The 18,578-nt window shown below is 46.6% G+C and carries 16 protein-coding genes; 11 read left to right on the plus strand and 5 right to left on the minus strand.

What is annotated here, in order from left to right; translation table 11 throughout:
* Window positions 1–76 precede the first annotated feature (76 nt).
* From pbpC to WD077_15445, 3 genes are read right to left on the minus strand one after another with little or no spacing between them, the layout of a single operon-like run.
* Window positions 77–2,467 carry a penicillin-binding protein 1C gene (pbpC, locus tag WD077_15435; GenBank protein ID MEX0968624.1) on the minus strand — a complete coding sequence of 797 codons (2,391 nt, stop codon included), beginning with the start codon at window positions 2,465–2,467 and terminating at the stop codon, window positions 77–79.
* A gap of 34 nt (window positions 2,468–2,501) precedes the next feature.
* Window positions 2,502–3,053, minus strand: coding sequence for a DnaJ domain-containing protein (locus tag WD077_15440; protein ID MEX0968625.1), 552 nt, complete (start codon window positions 3,051–3,053; stop codon window positions 2,502–2,504).
* A 2-nt stretch (window positions 3,054–3,055) separates the two neighbouring features.
* Entirely contained in the window at window positions 3,056–3,604 is a 549-nt protein-coding gene (locus WD077_15445) for a hypothetical protein (GenBank protein ID MEX0968626.1), read from the minus strand.
* Between the two features lie 49 nt (window positions 3,605–3,653).
* Between WD077_15445 and WD077_15450 the strand changes: the two genes are divergently transcribed.
* Both WD077_15450 and WD077_15455 read left to right on the plus strand, forming a co-directional pair.
* Complete coding sequence (locus WD077_15450) at window positions 3,654–4,631, plus strand: hypothetical protein (GenBank protein MEX0968627.1); 978 nt, start codon at window positions 3,654–3,656, stop codon at window positions 4,629–4,631.
* A 310-nt stretch (window positions 4,632–4,941) separates the two neighbouring features.
* Window positions 4,942–5,205: a hypothetical protein gene (locus tag WD077_15455; protein MEX0968628.1), complete on the plus strand. Its 264-nt coding sequence runs from the start codon at window positions 4,942–4,944 to the stop codon at window positions 5,203–5,205.
* Window positions 5,206–5,327: 122 nt separating this feature from the next.
* Here the strand turns inward: WD077_15455 and WD077_15460 are convergent, their stop codons facing one another.
* Window positions 5,328–6,470: a PorV/PorQ family protein gene (locus tag WD077_15460; GenBank protein MEX0968629.1), complete on the minus strand. Its 1,143-nt coding sequence runs from the start codon at window positions 6,468–6,470 to the stop codon at window positions 5,328–5,330.
* Entirely contained in the window at window positions 6,467–7,120 is a 654-nt protein-coding gene (locus tag WD077_15465; protein ID MEX0968630.1) for a hypothetical protein, read from the minus strand. Before WD077_15465 ends, WD077_15460 begins: the two co-directional genes overlap by 4 nt.
* 131 nt (window positions 7,121–7,251) lie before the next feature.
* Between WD077_15465 and tyrS the strand changes: the two genes are divergently transcribed.
* The 9 genes from tyrS (at window position 7,252) to WD077_15510 (ending at window position 18,574) form a co-directional block, all read left to right on the plus strand.
* Window positions 7,252–8,529, plus strand: a complete 1,278-nt coding sequence (tyrS, locus tag WD077_15470; protein MEX0968631.1) for a tyrosine--tRNA ligase — start codon at window positions 7,252–7,254, stop codon at window positions 8,527–8,529.
* Between the two features lie 53 nt (window positions 8,530–8,582).
* Complete coding sequence (locus WD077_15475) at window positions 8,583–9,128, plus strand: DUF4468 domain-containing protein (protein MEX0968632.1); 546 nt, start codon at window positions 8,583–8,585, stop codon at window positions 9,126–9,128.
* A gap of 53 nt (window positions 9,129–9,181) precedes the next feature.
* Entirely contained in the window at window positions 9,182–11,113 is a 1,932-nt protein-coding gene (locus WD077_15480; GenBank protein ID MEX0968633.1) for an OmpA family protein, read from the plus strand.
* A 443-nt stretch (window positions 11,114–11,556) separates the two neighbouring features.
* The gene (otsB, locus tag WD077_15485; GenBank protein MEX0968634.1) at window positions 11,557–13,074 is read left to right on the plus strand and encodes a trehalose-phosphatase; all 1,518 of its coding nucleotides are present in this window, start codon (window positions 11,557–11,559) and stop codon (window positions 13,072–13,074) included.
* A gap of 20 nt (window positions 13,075–13,094) precedes the next feature.
* On the plus strand, window positions 13,095–15,524 hold the full coding sequence (locus WD077_15490; protein ID MEX0968635.1) for a glycosyl hydrolase family 65 protein: 2,430 nt from the start codon (window positions 13,095–13,097) through the stop codon (window positions 15,522–15,524).
* 98 nt (window positions 15,525–15,622) lie between these two features.
* Entirely contained in the window at window positions 15,623–16,972 is a 1,350-nt protein-coding gene (gdhA, locus tag WD077_15495; GenBank protein MEX0968636.1) for an NADP-specific glutamate dehydrogenase, read from the plus strand.
* A 32-nt stretch (window positions 16,973–17,004) separates the two neighbouring features.
* The gene (locus tag WD077_15500; GenBank protein ID MEX0968637.1) at window positions 17,005–17,457 is read left to right on the plus strand and encodes a GatB/YqeY domain-containing protein; all 453 of its coding nucleotides are present in this window, start codon (window positions 17,005–17,007) and stop codon (window positions 17,455–17,457) included.
* Window positions 17,454–17,993: a CvpA family protein gene (locus WD077_15505; protein MEX0968638.1), complete on the plus strand. Its 540-nt coding sequence runs from the start codon at window positions 17,454–17,456 to the stop codon at window positions 17,991–17,993. The genes WD077_15500 and WD077_15505 overlap by 4 nt, the downstream gene beginning before the upstream one ends.
* Window positions 17,990–18,574: an aminodeoxychorismate/anthranilate synthase component II gene (locus tag WD077_15510; GenBank protein MEX0968639.1), complete on the plus strand. Its 585-nt coding sequence runs from the start codon at window positions 17,990–17,992 to the stop codon at window positions 18,572–18,574. Before WD077_15505 ends, WD077_15510 begins: the two co-directional genes overlap by 4 nt.
* Window positions 18,575–18,578: the final 4 nt, after the last annotated feature.

An 18,578-nucleotide genomic window follows, 5' to 3' on the forward strand; every position in this document is an offset into this window, starting at 1 on the left:
CCAAAACTTTCTGCAGCTTTATTCCCACCTGCCGTGACGGCAACTGCGGTTGTTTTTCAACTACTCATTTCCGTCTTCAGTCAAGATCTCTTTCGATAATCCTGAATTTCAATTCAAGCCGCTCACCGTTGCTATCGGTCAAAGAAAGCAAGTGAGGGCCTGGTGCAGGATTTAAGGCTATTTGATGGATGTGCCTGGTATTTCCTACATACTTATCGTCAAGGTGCCAGAATATTTCCGCGTGCTGATTACGATGGGCTACTTCAAAAACCGTCCGGCCTTCCTGGCCGCTCACTTCGCGTGGCACGTAAATACGGGCAGGTTCTCCGGGATAGATCAACTCCATTGCCTGAACGGAAGCGGTTCCCCCGGATCCATCGCAGTCTTTCCTGAACGGAGGAAGCGGGAGGTAGTCAGAATTGTGGTTACGGAAATACCACTCCTGCACCGGAGGCAAAATGAACCAGGATTTGTGGATCATGTCTGATGGAGATTCGCAATGGCTGTTTACCTGATATTGCTGAGTGCCATCCAGATGAAGTAAAATATGATAGGGGCATGGATCCGTTCGCTCTGCAGCGGAGGGCAGAAGCAGCGTATCAATTTCATCACAGGCGGGGCCGGGCAAATATCCGCTTTGCCTGCATGTAGCCGTTTTTTTCAGGTCATCGAAAGGAGTGGGAAACCAGCCGGTTTCGGGAAGAAGATCAAAAATCTCAAAAAGGAGCGGACCCGCAGTGGCTATGCCGGTAAGATCGGGGCGGCCCTCACCATCCGCATTGCCTACCCAAACTCCCACCACGTGCGTTGGCGTGATGCCAATGGCCCAGCCATCCCTGAATCCATAGCTGGTGCCGGTTTTCCATGCTATTTGGCGTGATGAACTGAATTGCCGCCAGAAGAACTCGTCTTCAGGGCGCTTAACCTCCTGCATCGCGTTGAACATTTGCCAGGTGGCGCCTGCTCCGATTTCGCTTTCATTGCTCCATGTTTTTTCTTCGCTTTGCCATTTTCTGCTTGTTTCTAAATCAGTGGTCAATGGATGCAAGTCGTTTTTTGCGTAAAGGCTGCCCGACTGATAATGATTCAGCCTCCTGGCGAGAGATGCGTACATGCCGGCCATATCCCATAAAGTTCCCTCCGAACCTCCCAGGATCATTGTCAGGCCATAATGCCCGGCAGGTTTGTCCAGCGTAGTCATGCCAAGTCTTTGGAGCAGGTAGTGAAATTTTTCATAGCTGTAATCCCGAAGCATCCTCACGCAGGGTACATTTAATGACCGCGCAACTGCCTCTGATGCCCTGACTGCACCTTGAAACTTTTCGTCAAAATTCTTAGGGACGTAACCACTGATCTGTGTGGGAATATCAGGCACCAGCGTATTAGGAAGGAGATATCCTTCATTCAGCATGGCAGCGTAGAGAAGCGGTTTCAGCAGGCTGCCGGTGCTGCGTGCTGCCTTTATCATATCATTCCATTGGCCTTTTCCGGCAACCACCATATTTGTATTGCCGGAGTAAGCCAGCACTTCCCCTGTTTCAATATCGGCTACAATAGCCGCAGCGTTATAAATATGGTTTTGCGAGAAAGTTTCCTGATGACGCTGCAGGATGCTGTTCACCCGCTGCTGCAGGTGCAGGTCAATAGTGGTGGCGTGCAGGGCTGCCGTGCCTTCAACGGCTGCAGTTCCTGCCAGCAGATGCGGTGATAATGAGGGGAGTGGAAGTGGTTTTTCCAGCAGTAACTCCGCTTTTGCCAAGTCTCCGTCCTGCTGTGATATGACGTCCCGGTCAGCGAGTTTTTGCAGCAGCCTGTCCCGTTTTGCCTGCAGCGCAATCCTGTTTCGACCGGGATGCATGAGCGCTGGCGCGTTTGGAAGGACTGCAAGTGTTGCCGCCTCACTCCAGGAAAGATTGGCCGCACTTCGTCCGAAATAGCGCCAGGCAGCCGCTTCAAGCCCTACCACATTTCCCCCGAATGGGGCAAAAGATGTATACAGGGCAAGAATTTGATCCTTGGAATATTTTGTTTCAAGGCGCACGGCCATGACCGCCTCCAGGATTTTTTCGCCAATGTTGCGATCCTGTCCTCTCCGGCTCAGCCGTATCACCTGCATGGTAATGGTGCTGCCGCCACTCACCGCTCTGCCATGCTCTATATTTTGCTTCAGCGCACGGCAAATAGCCATTGGATCTATGCCTGCATGATATCGGAACCTTTTGTCTTCAAAAGCCAGGAGGGCGGCTTCAAACTTTTCGGGTACCGTCTCCATTTGAGGAAATCGCCATTGGCCGTCCGCAGCGATGCGTGCGCCCAGCATATTCCCCTGCCGGTCCAGGATTACGGCTGACAGAGGATCATCAAAAAGGGGATGGGGAAGGCAGAAGATAAAGAAAATGATAAACGGAATACACACGCCAAAAGTGATCAGCAGCTTTTTATGACGGTGGCGCAGTGTCTTCAACATGCCGGATTTCACTTTTATCAAGCGGGGCGTCATCTTATTCAACCGCGTTTCGATTGAACCATATCCGCAATATTTTAAGGATGATCTTGATGCCTTGAAAGAGCAGCGCAGTTCCAAGGATAATGGCGGCAATGGTGAATAAATAATTTTGGGCTGATTCCACCATGTTCTGGTAGGCATAAAAAATCAGCATGAAACCCCCGCCAGATATAATTAAGAAACCGATAAAAGAAATGGACTGATGAAAGTGGAAATGGAGGGCGGAGGAGAAGGAAGTTTCAAACTCGCGGTAGGGCATGGCGGAATAACCTTCTGACTGCCGGGAAGCATTAGCCTGCCACTTTCTCATTCGTTCCTGCTCCTGAAATTGCTCCTTTTTTTCCAGGATGCGGTCGTATAATTCTCGTTTTAGCGGATCATTCAGGATTTCGTAGGACATATACACCAGCCGGAAATGATCCTCAGCACGGGGCGAATTGTTGCGGTCAGGATGCACGGATTTGGCTCGTTGCCGGAAGGCGCGTTTGATGGTCTGCGCATTCGCATCTCTTTCCACTCCTAAAACCTTGTAATAATCCAATGCCATAGCTATTCCTGCATTTCAGGATTCAGAATCATATCTCCTTTTAAAAATATCATTTTATCTAAAATAAAATATCCAAAGTATCCTTCCTGAAAATGAATTTGCACCTCCGTGGCCTGGGGCAGATAATCAACCTCAAAGAGTTCTTGCATAAAGATATAATTATAGCGGCCATACGGACTTTCAGGCATTACCGGATATACGAACATGTTCATCATTTCTCCAATTTCCGTTACTTCATAAGATTCCACTTTACCCTCCGGTTTTGGGAAAAAATAATTAATTGCAAGAAACAGAGAGCAGAGAATAAAACCCCATCCAATATAATTGTAAACGAGCATCTCAATGAGATAGCGATCGAGCCAGCGCAGGAAAAGAAAATGAATACCCAGGGTAATGGTTCCTCCTGCCAGAATGATCAGGAAAATGATTTCAGGAGGAATGAAGGTGCGGGTGCTCAGCACCGCAATGCCGTAAAGCCCGCCAAAAAAGCCCGTTACAAAAACCCAGAAGGTATAATTGCTGAATTCTCCTTTTTCTACTTTTGCCGGCATACAGTATTTTAAAACTTGATATGAAAAACTCGTTTAAGATCGGAAAAGAATGCTGAAGAACGCCAATTGTAGATATGCCATTGTGGTTGTCATCCTTCTTTTCATTTTACCCGGCTGCAAAGATGAGGCGGATTATAGAGTCATTCTTCATCCAGAGGGTGAGTTTCTTGACTTGCCCGCCAAGCCGCAGCAGGAGCTGCTGGACTATGCCAAAGATGTACTAAGGAAACGCCTCATTACTGCGGGCTTTGCAGCAGAAGATTTCATCATTGCGGAAAAAGACGGGGCGATAGAAATTCAGATTGACAAGCTGGAGGAAGATACCGCCACAGGCTGGCTGGAGCCGTTGCTTACCATCCCCGGAAATTTCCGCATTGTGGAAACGTATCATCATGCCGATGTGATTGGTTCCATCCTCACCGCTGATGCCTACCTGGCGCACTTGCAGGGAGATACCGCGGGCCAGGGACCCTTGTTGAGCAGGATCAAAATGGCCTCCTACCAGCTTGCTGAAGGAGAAGAAATTTCGCCTACTCCCGTTATTGGATTTGCTTTTCCTTCTGACACTGCCAGCATTTTCCGTTCGCTTAAAATTGATTCAGTAAAAGCGATTCTGCCTGCCGCGCTGGAAATCATTCCCGGAGTTACCATATCTGATTCCCTGATTCCGCTCATAGCTGTTCGCAGCCACTACAGGAATGAGGGCCTGCCAGCGCTCACCAAAAATTTTGTGCAAGATCTGAGTATTGGAACCACTGAAGGAGGAGTGGTGGTCATCAATTTACAGTTTAATGAAAATGGCGGGGAATACTTTTATGAGCTTACGATGAATAACTTTAGGAGTTTTATTGGCATCGTGCTGGATGAAACCGTAATTCATTATGCCATGATCCAGGGAGGGATTCCTGAAGGAAAGATCAGCATCATTTCTCCTTACGGCTTTAATCAGACCCGTGCAATTGCCGCTGCAATGCGCATCAGCAGCCTGCCGTTTCCGATGGCTTTCGAGAGAAACATGAGGGAGTGATGCTACCCCCATTACCGAAGCGGTGGTAATACCGCTATAGGAAGTATCAACTCACCATCCACAACCGTTGTGGCAAAACCCCATCTGGAAAGGAGAAAATATTGGCTGAGACGGAACAGTTGCGGTAGCCTCATGTAGGTCCGATTTGTTATCGGACAATTCCACGATAGCGGAATATCAGGACCGGATAAGAGATCGGAGTCATTCAGTCGTGGTAGCTAGCCCGTTGCCGGGCTTGTCCCAATGCAATTGGGACCTACATTAAACCCTTACCACCGCTATTGAAAGCCTCCCGTTGAAACCGGGGGCTATGGATAAAGACTTACAAAAGCAGTCTTGTGCCGGAAGGTGTTTACCTGTAAAAAGTGCGGGCAATCTCCGGCATTGGCAGCAACCAATGGCTGGAGGTACTCACGGGAATGATGATGCTGTTGTGGTGAGGAAAGAAGAGTGCTGTTACTTCTTTTTCTTTGCTGCTGTCGGTGGTTTTGGGGCGGCTTCTGTTTTAGCTTCCGGTTCTTCAGCTATTGTTGCTGTGGCTTCTTCTTTTTTCCGGGGCCTTGATTTTCCATAGCTGCCTCTGAAGGTTTTACCTTTTCTCGTTTTACGATCTCCTCTGCCCATACGTATTTTTTAATGTTGATTTGAATTTCAATATTAAACTAAATACAAATGGAAATGGATAACGTTCGGGATTTACTGTGCCTCTTCTTTCCGGTTGATGCCAATCCGCAGGGAAACAATATGAGAATAAAGCGCTACAGACTGATCGCCAATATCAGTAAAGGCATAATCCAGCGCAAATTGCTGAAACTTAAATCCCACGCCAATACTTGGTTGAAATGTCAGGATTTCTCTTGGATCCTGAAATCCTGTAGCAGAATCTTTATCGGAAGGCAAATTCGTGGTAGTACGCTGGAAATTGGTTACTCCACCGCGCAGGAAGATCAGTTCATTGTAGTCAACCTCAAAACCGAAATGCAGATCAATACTGGAAAAGTCGCTGCGCACCAGCGTGTTTCGTTTTCCGTCAAAAGTAAAATCAGCGCCCAATTCCGCCAGCATGTTGAACTTATCTGAGATCTTCACATCTTTCATAATTCCGGTATTGATCCTCGGTAAAGTGATCTCTGAAGAGTTCACCGGGATCTCGTTTTGCGTAGCCGTAAATACTTCTTTCTCCTCTTCGGTGAAGTTAAAACTCCAGGCATTGAAAGTAGAAGTAATATCCCGGCCCATTGCCCCTACTGTCCAGCCTTCGGCAAAATCATACTGAATGCCTGCATCCAGCCCAAACCCCCACGCAGTGGCAAAAGGTCCGATCCTGCGATGAATCACTTTGGCACTTCCTCCCAGCCTGAGCTTTTCATTGGCCAGCTTACGGGAAAAGGAAAGAGCAAATGAATAATCAACTGCAGAAAATTCAGTAATCCTGTTATAATCAATGGAGCCGTTGGCGTCAATGAGCCGCAACGTGTTGGGGATATTGTCTATCCCGAATCTCACCATGCTGAATCCCAGGTAATTTTTCTCGTCAAGTTTTGTTACCACCGCTCCATAGTCAAACTTGGCAATGCCAGCGAAATATTCACTGTGCATGAGGTAGAGCTGAATATCGTTATCAATGAGGCTGATGCCTGCCGGATTCCAGTATGTAGCAGATGCATCCTTTACAGATGCTGCGGCAGAGTTTCCCATACCGAGCGCCCGGCCTCCCACACCAATGTTCAGAAATTCATTGCTGTATTTTGGTGTACGATCCCTGTCCTGTGCCTTCACTCTGGGTGAAAGAAAAAACAGGCAGGTTGCGGCTAAGATAATGTAGTGTTTTGTGTTCATAAATGCTGAATGTTTAAAACCTCCGGAGTCAGCCTCATTTCAGCCTCTGATAATAACTGGCTGAAAACAGTGTAATATGCTCCTTGAATAACTGGCTGTTTGACGCGTGAAAATATATGGTTTATAGAAGTCGTAAAATCTTTATTGTTTTGATAATTAAAAAGGAATTGGTGTTCCCGGAAGCGTTTAAAGAACTTCCAGAAGCCATCAATATTGCTGAAACCCAGAAAATCCTGCAAGGCGGCCATTTGCTGTTGCGTCACTTTTTCCAGGTCAGTATAATAGAGGGGGAGCAAATCCGGAAATTTCTTCATCAGTATCCGGTCCACGAGCAATTCGAGTAAAATATGGCTTAAGAAAAAGGGCCTGAACGGAAGTTTGTCAAATTGATATTTCTTTAACAGTTCCTTTAGCATTTTTCCCTGGGTATTAAAAAATGAGGACTGATGAAATTTGCGGTCCGACTCCAGGTGAGTGCAGCAACCTTCCGTGAGGAACCGGACCTTTATGGTGGGAGCATCTGCGGCATTAATATGCCTTATGCGCCACTTCCGGTTGAAGGTGGTGAAAAGATCAGGCAGCGATAGCCCGGTATTGAAGAGTGGGTTTTGCAATTGTCGGTCAAAATAATAATGTCCCAGGAAATTCATGGGTGGTCAGGAATAATGAAGCAAAATTAAAGAAGTGGCCTGTACGGAGCGTGAGGGCGATTTGCACAAATGATGCAAACTTCTTCATGCGTAAGCCAAAGCATATTTTTGCACAAAAAGAAGAACTGCTGATGAATCTTGTTGAAGAGTTAAGATGGCGTGGCCTGTTGCAGGATATTATGCCAGGGACAGAGGAACTGCTTGCCAAAGAGCCGGTAACCGGATATATTGGTTTCGATCCTACCAGCCATTCGCTTCATATTGGTAACCTGGTTCCCATTATGCTGCTGATGCATTTGCAGCGACACGGCCACAAGCCGGTAGCGTTGGTAGGTGGCGCCACCGGAATGATTGGTGATCCTTCCGGTAAAAGCGAGGAACGCAACCTGCTTTCCGAAGAAATGCTCCGGAAAAATCAGCAAGGCATTCGCAGCCAGCTTAGCCGGTTCCTGGATTTTGAAAAGGGAGACAACGCTGCAATCCTGGTGAATAATTATGACTGGATGAGCGGTTTTGGGTTCCTGGATTTCCTTCGTGATGTGGGCAAACATCTGAGCGTAAATTATATGATGGCAAAAGATTCGGTGAAAAAGCGGCTGGAAACCGGCATATCTTTCACGGAGTTCAGCTATCAACTGGTACAGGCTTATGATTTTTTGCACCTCTTCCGCACCCAGAACTGCAGCCTCCAGATGGGCGGCTCAGACCAATGGGGAAATATGACGACCGGGGCCGAACTCATCAGGCGAACGATTGGAGGTGAAGCTTTCGCCTTAACCGCACCGCTGGTTACAAAAGCGGATGGTTCCAAGTTTGGGAAGACAGAACAGGGGAATGTATGGCTGGATCCTGAATTGACTTCACCCTACGCTTTTTATCAGTTTTGGATGAATACCTCAGATGAAGATGCGAACCGCTACATCCGCATTTTCACATTTCTTTCGCAAGAAGAAATTGAGAGCCTCGCTTCCGCACATTCCGTGGCACCCCACCAGCGGCTGCTCCAAAGAAAGCTGGCCGAAGAAGTTACCCAACTTGTGCATGGCACAGAGGAGTTGCACCAGGCGCAAAAAGCTACAGAGCTGCTCTTTGGCCGCGGAGGCGCAGAAATGCTTCGTGACCTCAATCCCCGAACTTTGTTTTCCGCGCTGGAGGGAGTTCCGCAATATCAGGTACAGCAACAGCAGATTTCAGGGGGCATTTCTATTACCGATCTTCTCACGGATCTTTCCACTATTTTTCCTTCAAAAGGTGAGGCCAGGCGATTTATTAAAAATGGAGGTTTGATCCTGAACAAAGAAAAAATTAATGACCCTGAAATGCAGGTGAATGAAGCACATTTTATCCAGAACAGTTATGTAATGGTGCAGAAAGGCAAGAAGAACTATTTCCTGATCCGCCTGAATTAATGCACCATCTTTGTAAAAATGGCTTCAACATTTAAATAATATCACTATCCATTATGCATAAATTTCCTTTTCTGCTGCTGTTCATTTTGATGGCTGCCACATTTAATCTTAAAGCACAAACAGATTGCGCTATTCCGCTTGATGCGGATGATAATACCTTTAAATATGGTGAGGTTGTAGAGGTAGCTGGCGTGAATAAAGATGAGCTTTTTGAACGTGCAATGGCCTGGATCAAAAATGAATATGTGAATGCTGCCAATAAACTGGATGCAGACGCGAAGGAAAAAGGAGTTATAGACCTGGATGGACGGTTCAGGGTGGAGGAAAGAAACTCCAAGGGAAAACGGCAAGGCGATATGATCGTTGAATACAGGCTTAACATCCTGTTTAAGGATGGCCGCTATAAATATGAGTTCTATAAGTTTCACCTGAACAAAGGTTATTTTTTCGCACTTGAACGCTGGCTGGATCCGAACGTAACCGAAGCCGGAACAAAGACTGAAGAATGCGAGCAGGTGAATGATCACATTCTGGAAAAGATCGCGGCCATGAAGGAGGCTATAGCCAATCCGGAAGTTGAAGAGGAGGAGGAATGGTAATCATTCCTTCAAACCGGCATTTTCAGTATATTACTTATTCTTACTATTGTTAAATGAAAAAGCTCCTCCCGTGGCTGGTTCTGCCGTTACTCTTCATCTGTGTTTCATCTTTTGCACAGAATTATAAAGACACCCAAACGTCTTCGCCCCGGGCCAGGCAACTCTATCTTAAAGCGGTATCCTATTTCCTGAAGCATCAAACCACGGAAGCTGAGATCCTGCTGAAAAAGGCCATCGTTGAAGATTCAGCTTATGCAGATGCACGAATGCTGCTCGCTGATATTTATCATAAAAATGGACAATACGAGGAAGAAAAGGATCAACTGCGAACCCTCAACCGGATGCAACCGGATTTTGCAGACGCCTACCTCAATCTGGGAGTGGCACTTTACCATGATGCGGAATATGAGGAAGCCGTAACGGCACTGGAGAATTTCATCAGCAAAAAGAATCAGGACAGCCGTTTTATTCCGGTAGCCAAAAGAAGACTGGAGGAAGCGCAATTCAGTGCAGACCAGGTGAAAAACCCGGTACCATTCAAGCCGGAAAATTTAGGACCTGGCGTCAACACGGAAATGGATGAATACTGGCCGGCAGTTACGGCAGATGAAAAAACGCTATTCTTTACACGGTTAAAGCCAATGGAATCAGATGCCGGAGGGATGTTTCAACAGGAGGATATTTACATCAGCCAATTCAATAATGGGAAATGGGATAAATCGCAGTTCCCGCCCGGCAGCCTGAATTCACAGGATAATGAAGGAGCCATCACTATTTCACCTGATGGAAAGTGGTTGATCTTTACAGGCTGCAACAGGCGCGATGGAATGGGCCGCTGCGATTTCTATATAAGCAAGCTGCAACATGGCGCCTGGACGCAACCACGAAATATGGGTACTTCTCTGAACACGCGTGATATGGAAACCCAGCCATCCCTCTCTTTCGATGGCCGCACGTTGTATTTCAGCAGCAACCGGCCTGGCGGCAAGGGTGGGTTGGATCTCTGGAAAAGTGATTTCGATCCGGAAGAGGGCTGGCAGGAACCGGTAAACCTGGGAGATGAAGTGAACACTGAAGATGACGAGCAGTCACCTTTTATTCATCACGATAATAAAACACTTTACTTTTCCTCCCGCGGCCATATTGGCCTCGGCCAGGCAGATCTTTACAAATCTGAATTGCAGGAAAACGGAATGTTCGGGAATGTGACAAACCTCGGGTATCCTATTAATACCAATAAGGATGAGATCAGCATTTTCGTTACCAGCAGGGGAGACAAGGCGTTTATTTCATCGCAAGCCAACAGCCTGGGCGGGCGCGATATTTTCTCCTTCGACCTTTATGAAGAAGTGCGGCCGGAACTGGTAACCTATCTGAAAGGAATGGTGTATGATCTGGAGACCAAAAAACCCATATCGGCAAAGGTTGAACTCCTGGATGTAAACACAGGTGAGCCAATAATTGAAGGCTATAGCGATGAACAAACCGGAGTGCTGCTGGCGCTGCCGGGAAACCGGAATTATGCGCTTCATGTATCAAAAGAAGGATACCTTTTTTACAGTGATCACCTTGCCCTGAAAAACTATAAGTCTCCAGAGCCTTATGAGCGTGATATTAATCTGAGCAAAATAAAGGAGGGTGAGAAGATCGTCCTTCGAAATATTTTCTATGATGTGGATTCATTTAATCTGGAGGAAAAATCCCGGACGGAACTTCAGTTGCTCATTGGCTTTCTGAAGGAGAATCCAAACCTGCGGATAGAGATCAGTGGTCATACGGATAGCGATGGTTCTGCCCCTTATAATCAAACGCTCTCTGACAAACGCGCGAAGTCCGTGCTCGATTATCTTGTTCGCGAGGGCGGAATCAGAGAAGAGCGATTGGTCTCCATCGGGTTTGGCGAATCCAAACCTATGGCAGAAAACACAACGGAAGAAGGGAAAGCCCTGAACCGAAGAACGGAGTTGAAAATCATTTCGCTCTGATCCAGGATTCGCTCCTTGATAATGTATTTTTAATTATTGATATAGAATTTAATTGTTTATTAAAAATTGCTTATTAAATTATATATTTTTATACACTGATCGCTGTTTATATTTAACATTATTTTTATAAATTAACCGGACACATTTTAATTAAACAATATTCCGGAGAAGAATTTTACCTCAAAAGCCAAGAAGCCTGAACTGAGCAGAGACGACTATTCCGCAGGAGTTGTCTGAATATAATTACTCCGTTTATTTTTTGGAGAAAGACTAATCCCTGGATCCTTCATTCAGATATCAGGAGTGCTAAAGCTTCAACTTTTCCGGGGCCTGAAAAAAAGAGCGAATAAGAACAAAGTGCTCCCGGAAGTTATTAAACAGGTTGAAAACATTCACATTTTACTTGCTTATTAATAACATATACAAAGGAATATCGAGGCCGAATGAAAAAAATTAAAGCGGCAATAATAGATCTGGATGGAGTTATTACCCAAACTGCGACAACTCATGCAATGGCCTGGAAGCAGATGTTTGATGCTTATAATCAAAAGCGCAAAGAAAAGGGCGAAATGCCCTACCGGGAATTTTCCATCGAGGAGGATTATTTCGAGTATCTGGACGGGATGCCGCGCTATGACGGTGTAAAGAATTTCCTGCAGTCGCGGAATATTTCTCTGCCGTGGGGAAATGCAGTTGATGATCCTGATAAAGAAACAATTTGCGGGCTTGGAAACTGGAAGAATGTGCTTTTTAATGAACTGCTCAAAAAAGGAGAGGTGAAGATATTCGAGAAAAATGTGGCAAAGCTCCGCGAATGGAAGGCAGCCGGAATACGCCTGGCTGTGATCTCCTCCAGCACAAATTGCCGTCAGGTACTTGAACTGACAGGGCTTGAGTCAATCTTTGAAGCAAGGGTTGATGGGGTGGTTTCTGAAGAAAGAAAGCTGAAGGGAAAGCCCGCACCGGATATTTTCCTGGAGGCAGCTAAAGAATTAAATACCAGACCTGATGAAGCCCTGATCGTAGAAGATTCGCGGGCAGGTGTGGAGGCGGGCAGGAAAGGCGGATTTCAGCGAGTGATCGGCATTGGCGGAAAAGAGCAAATGGAGATCATGAAAAAACTTGGCGCCACCGAGGTAGTAGAAAGCCTGGAGCAGCTAGACATCAACAAGCGGTCACAAAAGGCTCCGGAAGATTTGCCCTCTGCCCTTGAGAATTTTGACCGGCTGGCTGGAGGGATAGGAAATGAAGGGGTAGTCCTTTGTCTGGATTACGATGGTACCCTGACCCCGATCGTAGCTGATTACACAAAAGCCATTATTTCGGATAAAATGCGGGAGCAGGTGCGAAAAGCTGCGGCCGCTTTTCCTGTGGCAATTATCAGTGGCCGGGATATATTTTTTATTAAGGAAAAGGTAAACCTGGATGGAATTTTTTATGCGGGAAGCCACGGGTTTGAAATCGAAGGACCGGATAATTTTCGCCATGAACTAAAGGAAGCTGAGGCATTGCTCCCCGTTCTTGACGATATAGAGAATAAATTAAACCAGGAACTCAAGCAATTTAAAGGAGTAAAAATTGAACGGAAAAAATATGCGCTGGCCGTGCATTATCGCAATGCATCTGAAGCCGATGTGCCTGCAGTAAATTTAATTATTGACAAGGTTTTATCATTAAATAATAAAATAGAAAAAGGACGGGGGAAAAAAGTAATTGAATTAAAACCTAGAATTAAATGGAATAAAGGCAAGGCCGTAGAAATGATAGCCAAACAGCTCGGAGCAGAAATGATAATATATATTGGTGATGACGTTACGGATGAGGATGCTTTTCGCAGCATTACGAATGGCGTGGGAATATTGGCAGGCACGCATGATGAACCTTTTACGGCTGCAGATTACAGCCTCCGCGATGTGGATGAGGTTCAGGAATTTTTGAAGAAGCTTTCAGAAAACCTGTAACTGATATTAAAATTAAAATAATGGAACCTTGCTGGAAAGTGACATACAACGACTATGAGCCGGAGCAGGAAGGATTGAGAGAGGCGCTTTGTACGCTGGGCAATGGCTATTTCGCTACCCGTGGCGCACACGAAGAGAGCCGTGATGACCAGATCCATTATCCGGGAATGTATCTGGCCAGAGGTTATAACCGCCTCAAGTCAGAAATTTCAGGGAAGGTTATTGAAAATGAAGACCTCGTGAACTGGCCCAACTGGCTGGTTTTAAAGTTCAAACCTGAAAACGGGGAATGGATGCGCCTTGATGAGGTGGAAGTATTGGAATACCGGCAGACGCTAAACCTACGGGAGGGCATACTGGAGCGGTATATACATATAAAGGATAACGCAGGCCGCGAAACCATGATCGAAAGCAAGCGCCTAGTACACGGAAAATTCCAACATCTGGCGGCTATTCAATGGAAACTTACGCCAAAGAATTGGTCAGGAAACATCATCCTGCATTCTGCGCTGGACGGATCGGTAACCAACAATGGAGTGGCGCGCTACCGTGAATTACAAAGCCGGCACTTGAAAACACTGAAGCTGGGAACTTTTGAAGAGGAGGGGATTTTTCTCAAAACGCAGACCCTCCAGTCAGAAATCGTAATGGCGCAGGCGGCAAAAGTGCGGGTGGAGTTTGCACAGGAAATTCCTGCTGTAACCCGCGAATCCATTCAGGAGGAGGATTACATAGCCCACGAACTGAAGTTTTATGCCGCAGAGAATCAGGAGGTGATCATAGAGAAGGTCGTTGCGATTTACACTTCCCGCGACTATGCCATATCCGATCCGCTCACCGAAGCCACGACAGCCGTTTTGCGGGCTGGCTCGTTTGATGAATTAATGCAATGTCAGCGCAATGCATGGACAGAGATATGGGATCGTGTGGATACGCGGATTCTTAGCGGACATGAGGAGGAGCAGATCGTATTACGATTGCACATTTTCCATTTGATGCAAACGGTCTCAATATTTTCGGCAGATCTGGATGTGGGTGTACCGGCCCGTGGGTGGCATGGAGAAGCTTACCGGGGCCACATCTTTTGGGATGAGCTCTTCATCTTTCCTTTCCTTACCTGGAGCATGCCCGAACTAACGCGCTCGCTGCTGATGTACCGTTTCCGCAGGCTGCCGGAAGCCCGGTGCAATGCGGAGGAAAACGGCTATGCAGGCGCCTTGTTCCCCTGGCAGAGCGGAAGCAACGGGCGGGAGGAGAGCCAGAAAATCCATCTTAATCCAGAATCAGGAAACTGGATCCCGGATGATTCCCAGCTTCAACAGCACCTTAATGCAGCCATCGCCTTCAACGTATGGCATTACTTCAGTATCACAAATGACCTGGAATTCCTCCATTTTTTCGGGGCCGAACTCATGCTGGACATAGCGAAGTTTTGGGCAGCCAAAGCCACCTGGAGTGAGGAAAAGGAGAAGTTTGAGATCAGGAAAGTAGTGGGGCCGGACGAATATCACACCGCGTATCCCGGCAGCAACGAGCCCGGTATTGACAACAACGCCTACACCAACGTGATGGCGATATGGTCATTGGAACATGCCGGAAAAGTGCTGGAGCTTCTGGATGTCAGGCGGAGAGAAGAATTAATGGCGCATCTTGAATTAAACGGAGAAGACCTTCAGCGCTGGGATAAAATAAGCCGGAATATGTTCATTCCTTTTTTGGAAGAAAATAAGATCTTAAACCAGTTTGAAGGATTTGAAAAACTTGAGGAACTGGACTGGGATCATTATCATAAAAAATATGGAAAAGTATTGCGCCTCGATCGCATCATGGAAAAAGAGGGAGATGACGTAAATAAATACAAAGCCACCAAGCAGGCCGATGTTTTAATGTTGTTTTACTTGTTTTCAGCGAAGGAATTGACAGCGTTGATTAATCGCAATGGTTATGATTTCGATCCCCGGAATATTCCCGCAAACATTACCTATTATGAAAGCCGGGCGGCTCATGGCTCCACGCTCAGCAAATTGGTGCATTCTTGGGTTCTGGCCCGTTCTGACCGCGGCAAGTCATGGCTCAACTTCCGTCAGGCCCTGATGAGTGATTTTCAGGATGTTCAGGGTGGCACTACGGCTGAGGGTATCCATCTTGGCGCAATGGCCGGTACCATAGATCTGGTGCAGCGTGGCTACATGGGCCTCGAAATGCGCAATGATAAATTGTGGCTAAATCCGCAACTCCCCGATGAACTCACCCTCATTGAATACACCTTGCGCTACCGTGGGTTCTGGATAAAAGTACAACTCAATACAACTGAACTTACCCTGACCTGCCAGGGCAGTTGGTACAATCATACCCTGGAAATTATGGTAAAAGAACAGCCTTTCAGTCTCACTGCCGGAGAAACAAAAACCTTCAGCCTCGCGCACGATGCAGCAGAAGAAGTGAGGTAAATTCTGACCCGTTTTTTCTTACCTGCTTTGTCATCAGATGTCATATTTTCGGGCCGTTTTTTACACCCGCTTAACAAGGCGTATAACGCAATATATAGATGAAAGATCTGCTGGAGATGGTGAAGGAGAAGAATCCGCATGAAAATGAATTTCACCAGGCTGTAGAGGAACTGCTGGAATCAATTCACCCGGTGCTTGGAAAAGAAAAGAAATATCGTGATCAAAAGATATTTGAACGGATCGTGGAGCCCGAACGGGTCATTATGTTCAGGGTTCCCTGGAGTGATGATAAAGGCGAGATTCATATTAACCGCGGATTCCGTGTACAGATGAACAGTGCCCTCGGTCCCTTCAAAGGGGGATTGCGCTTTCATCCGTCCGTAAAGCTTGATACGATAAAGTTCCTGGCATTTGAGCAGATATTTAAGAATGCGCTTACCACGCTGCCCCTTGGTGCAGGAAAAGGAGGGGCTGATTTCGATCCAAAAGGAAAATCGGACATGGAGGTGATGCGTTTCTGCCAGTCCTTTATGAATGAATTATACCGCCACATTGGCAATGACACTGATATTCCGGCTGGCGACATTGGCGTGGGGCTGAGGGAAATAGGATTCCTTTTTGGCAAATACAAGAAGATCAGAAATGAGTTTACCGGAGTGCTCACCGGCAAAGGCATGAGTTGGGGCGGAAGCCTCATTCGCCCTGAAGCCACCGGATATGGCGCTGCATACTTTGCGGCTGATATGCTGGAAGTTCATAGTGACTCGCTGAAGGACAAGAGTTGCCTGGTGAGCGGTGCCGGAAACGTTGCCCAGTATTGTGCTGAAAAACTGATAGACATGGGTGCACGGGTAATTACATTTTCTGATTCTGCCGGCTACATATATGATGGGGAAGGCATTGATAAGGAGAAATTGAATTTCGTAATGGATCTCAAAAATGAACGAAGAGGGCGGATTGAGGAATACGTTGAAAAATATCCGCAGGCGGAATATTTTGAAACCGACACGGACAAGGATGGAAATCCGATGTGGGATATAAAGGCAGATTGTGCCTTCCCCTGCGCTACGCAAAATGAGATTGGAAAGAAGGATGCGCAAAACCTGTTAAGAAATAAAGTGAAGTTGGTATCAGAGGGCGCCAACATGCCTTGTACGCCAGAGGCGGTTTCCATATTTCAGGATGCCGGAATTCTCTTTGCTCCCGGCAAAGCGGCCAATGCAGGAGGTGTGGCAGTTTCAGGATTGGAAATGGCGCAGAACAGCGCCCGAATTGGCTGGACAAGAGAAGAGGTGGATGTGCGGCTCAGGGTGATCATGCGCAACATTCATAACACTTGCCTGCTGAAAGCGGAACAATATGGCCGGAAAGGAAATTATGTGGACGGGGCCAACATAGCCGGATTCACAAAAGTGGCGGATGCCATGATTGAACAAGGAGTGATTTAAGTATTAACATTGAATTAGAACGATTTAAAATTATGGCATTACTTGATAAGATAAATGAGGACCTGAAGCAGGCCATGCGTGAAAAGGATCAGGCCAGGCTCAGAGGGCTGCGTGCGATAAAGGCAGAATTGCTTTTGGCGCAAACAGAGAAAGGCGGCACTAATAAAATAGATGAGAAAAAGGAGCTGCAAATGTTACAGAAGCTGGCAAAACAAAGGAAGGAATCGCTGGAAGTTTACGAGCAACAGGGCAGGCCGGAACTGGCACAGGACGAAAAGGAAGAGCTTGAAGTGATCCAGGAATATCTTCCCAAACAAATGGCCGAGGATGAAGTAAGGGAAAGGTTAAGGGAGATCATCAGCAAGTCGGGAGCGCGCGATGCTTCGGAGATGGGCAAAGTGATGCCGCTGGCCATGAAAGAATTGGGCGGAAAAACGGACGGCAAAACAATTTCACGAATTGCAGGTGAGTTGTTAAAAGGATGAATATTCTTGATATCCTTGTGTTGCTACCCGTGGGCTTGTTGATGGTGCGTGGTTTCAGCAAGGGCATTCTCGCTGAAATATTCTCATTGATCGCCCTTATTGCGGGAGTGATTGGATCACTGAAGCTGGCACATGAGTTTGTGAATTTGATGCCGGTTAGCTGGCAGGATTCCAATATGTTTAAGCTCCTCTTGTATCTTGCAGTATTTGCCGCAATATTCATCGCTGTAATATTCCTGGGGAAAGCCATTGAGGGTGCATTAAAAGTGATGCAACTCAATATTTTTAACAGGATTTTTGGTTTGCTATTGGGGCTGGTAAAGGCGCTGTTTATTGTGGGGCTGCTCTTCTGGCTTTTCGCGCTGGCCGACCTAGTACCTGCTGAAACCCGGAATGGATCCACTCTTTATCCTCTTCTGGAGGATTTCTCTCCCTGGCTGATTGACAGTATTACGGCTAATTTGCCGCACTTTCAGGATATGGTGAAGGAAATAGAGCAAAGCTTTTCAGGCCATTTCCATTTTGAATTGTCATGATACTTTTACTAGATTGTTTCGATTCATTCAGTTACAATCTCTGGCATTATTTGCAGGCCGGAGGTGCGCAGTGCATTGTGGTGAGGGAGGACGAAGCGGATATTGGGAGATTGTCAGATATGCCGCTGTCAGGCATCGTCATATCTCCGGGACCCCAGTCGCCACAGGATCATCCTTTTATTTTCCGGCTTCTGGAGGAGATGGCGGGGAAGGTGCCGATTCTGGGAATCTGCCTTGGGTTCCAGGCTATTGGGCAATTTGCCGGGATGGAACTCATCAAGGCACCAGTACCTTTTCATGGAAAAGTATCGCAGATATTTCATAATGGACATGCCATGTTTCATAATATAACTTCTCCTTTTTCCGTCACGAGATATCATTCGCTTTGTCTTAAAAGTGAGCAAAATGATATGATTGAGATTACAGCAAGAACAAAGGAGGGTTTACCAATGTCTTTGTCAGTCAGGGATCATTTGATATGGGGCCATCAATTTCATCCTGAATCTATTCTTACCACGGATGGCCAAACACTTGTAGAGAACTGGCTCCGGGCCGTTCCGTTAAATTTGGGAATTTTATAATTCT

The organism is Bacteroidia bacterium (assembly GCA_040880525.1).
In the GTDB taxonomy this organism is placed as follows: domain Bacteria; phylum Bacteroidota; class Bacteroidia; order CAILMK01; family JBBDIG01; genus JBBDIG01.

Excerpts from the sequence above, each read along its gene's own strand:
- WD077_15440 (MEX0968625.1), bottom strand. The coding sequence starts at position 3,053 with ATGGCATTGGATTATTACAAGGTTTTAGGAGTGGAAAGAGATGCGAAT.
- WD077_15505 (MEX0968638.1), top strand. The coding sequence starts at position 17,454 with ATGAATATTCTTGATATCCTTGTGTTGCTACCCGTGGGCTTGTTGATG.
- WD077_15500 (MEX0968637.1), top strand. The coding sequence starts at position 17,005 with ATGGCATTACTTGATAAGATAAATGAGGACCTGAAGCAGGCCATGCGT.
- WD077_15445 (MEX0968626.1), bottom strand. The coding sequence starts at position 3,604 with ATGCCGGCAAAAGTAGAAAAAGGAGAATTCAGCAATTATACCTTCTGG.
- pbpC (MEX0968624.1), bottom strand. The coding sequence starts at position 2,467 with ATGTTGAAGACACTGCGCCACCGTCATAAAAAGCTGCTGATCACTTTT.
- gdhA (MEX0968636.1), top strand. The coding sequence starts at position 15,623 with ATGAAAGATCTGCTGGAGATGGTGAAGGAGAAGAATCCGCATGAAAAT.
- WD077_15460 (MEX0968629.1), bottom strand. The coding sequence starts at position 6,470 with ATGAACACAAAACACTACATTATCTTAGCCGCAACCTGCCTGTTTTTT.
- WD077_15475 (MEX0968632.1), top strand. The coding sequence starts at position 8,583 with ATGCATAAATTTCCTTTTCTGCTGCTGTTCATTTTGATGGCTGCCACA.
- WD077_15510 (MEX0968639.1), top strand. The coding sequence starts at position 17,990 with ATGATACTTTTACTAGATTGTTTCGATTCATTCAGTTACAATCTCTGG.
- tyrS (MEX0968631.1), top strand. The coding sequence starts at position 7,252 with ATGAATCTTGTTGAAGAGTTAAGATGGCGTGGCCTGTTGCAGGATATT.
- WD077_15490 (MEX0968635.1), top strand. The coding sequence starts at position 13,095 with ATGGAACCTTGCTGGAAAGTGACATACAACGACTATGAGCCGGAGCAG.
- otsB (MEX0968634.1), top strand. The coding sequence starts at position 11,557 with ATGAAAAAAATTAAAGCGGCAATAATAGATCTGGATGGAGTTATTACC.
- WD077_15480 (MEX0968633.1), top strand. The coding sequence starts at position 9,182 with ATGAAAAAGCTCCTCCCGTGGCTGGTTCTGCCGTTACTCTTCATCTGT.
- WD077_15450 (MEX0968627.1), top strand. The coding sequence starts at position 3,654 with ATGCTGAAGAACGCCAATTGTAGATATGCCATTGTGGTTGTCATCCTT.
- WD077_15465 (MEX0968630.1), bottom strand. The coding sequence starts at position 7,120 with ATGAATTTCCTGGGACATTATTATTTTGACCGACAATTGCAAAACCCA.
- WD077_15455 (MEX0968628.1), top strand. The coding sequence starts at position 4,942 with ATGGATAAAGACTTACAAAAGCAGTCTTGTGCCGGAAGGTGTTTACCT.